The 1,356-nt window shown below is 68.5% G+C and carries 1 protein-coding gene and 1 pseudogene; both read right to left on the bottom strand.

The features are described 5' to 3' along the window. A pseudogene (locus AC1DGP_RS35200) lies at positions 1–425 on the bottom strand (type I secretion system permease/ATPase); the annotation flags it as partial. Positions 426–507: 82 nt separating this feature from the next. Beyond that, positions 508–1,356 (bottom strand): calcium-binding protein (locus AC1DGP_RS35195; RefSeq protein ID WP_476833288.1); only part of this gene is annotated, 849 nt, incomplete at its 5' end.

Genomic DNA, 1,356 nt, shown 5'->3' with positions numbered 1-1,356 from the left:
AGCGCGCCCGGCCCCTGGCTGCCGAGGAAGCCGCGCACCGTGTCGACATCGCGCCCGCGCTCCAGCGCCTCGGTGCTCGAAAAGCCGAAGCGCGGCATGTCGATCGCCACCCGGTGCGCCAGCGGCGCGATATCCTTGTCGAGCCTGGCCCCGACCCGGACCAGCACCTGCGAACGGATCACGTCGAAGGCGCCCTGGAACAAATAGAGCCCGATCGCCAGCGCCGAGAGCGCCGCCAGCGTCTGGACGCTGCCCGAGGTCAGCGCCCGGTCATAGACCTGCAGCATGTAGAATGAGCCGGTCAGCGCCAGCACATTGATCAGCCCCGAGACCGCGAACAGGAAGAGGAAGGCSGAGCGGAAGCCGAGCGTCAGCCTGGCGGCATCGCGCTTGCGGGCGGAGGTCTGTGCCTTGGAAGGTGCCATGATCGCAAACCGTCAAAAGGAGAAGCMGTCGGCAGGAAGGCGGCCGGCGGACACGGGGTCCGCCGGCCGGACGGCRCGGCTTCTAGARSSYGAAGTTGCYGSCGGTCAGGGTGTGRCTGCCCTTCAGGTTGATCTGGAAGTCGGCATCGSCGTCGGCGTCGACATTGCCCTTGACCACGGTGTAGTCGCCGTCGGCCCGGGTCTCGTAGGAGACCACCAGCTGGGCCGTGGCGGTGAAGGCCGGGCCGYTGGTCAGGGTGAAGCTCTGGTTGCCGGCGAGCGCGCCATTGGCGTCGATGCCGGAGAGGTCGAGCTTATCGCCAGGCTCGAAGTCGAGGATGGTGTCGCCATCCGCCGCTTCCTTGCTCTCGAAGCGGAAGGTGTCGTTGCCCGCCCCGCCYTCCATCACGTTCACCGCCGCACTGGCCGTGATCGTGTCGTTACCTGCGCCGGTCGCGACGTTCTCGATGCTCCAGAGCGTGTCGGTGCCGCTGTCCGTGCTGACCGCGCTGCCGCGTCCGAGCAGGCCGTTGCCGAGATCGACCGTCAGGTTCGCCATGATCGCCGACATGTCGAGCGTGTCGATGCCCGTGCCGCCGTCGCTGTCATCGCCGAAATAGACGTCGTTGCCGTCACCCACTGTCGCCACGATCACGTCATTGCCCGCACCCGCCACCACCGTGTMGTCGCCGGCCCCGGCCGTGATCCGGTCGTCGCCGGTGCCACCGAAGATCCGGTCGTTGCCGGCCTCGCCATCGATCAGGTCGTTGCCGGCCCCGCCAAGCAGCACGTCGTCGCCGGCCCCGCCGAAGACCACGTCACGGCCCTCCCCGGCATCGACGAAGTCGTTGCCGTCGCCGGCCGAGATCGTGTCGTTGCCGCCCGCTCCGATCAGGACATCGTCGCCGCCCTGGCCGATCAGGTTGTCCGC

The organism is Allobosea sp. 05T433, assembly GCF_056396065.1.
Note: the sequence above shows the minus strand (reverse complement) of the source record. Positions and strands in the feature narration are given on the sequence as shown.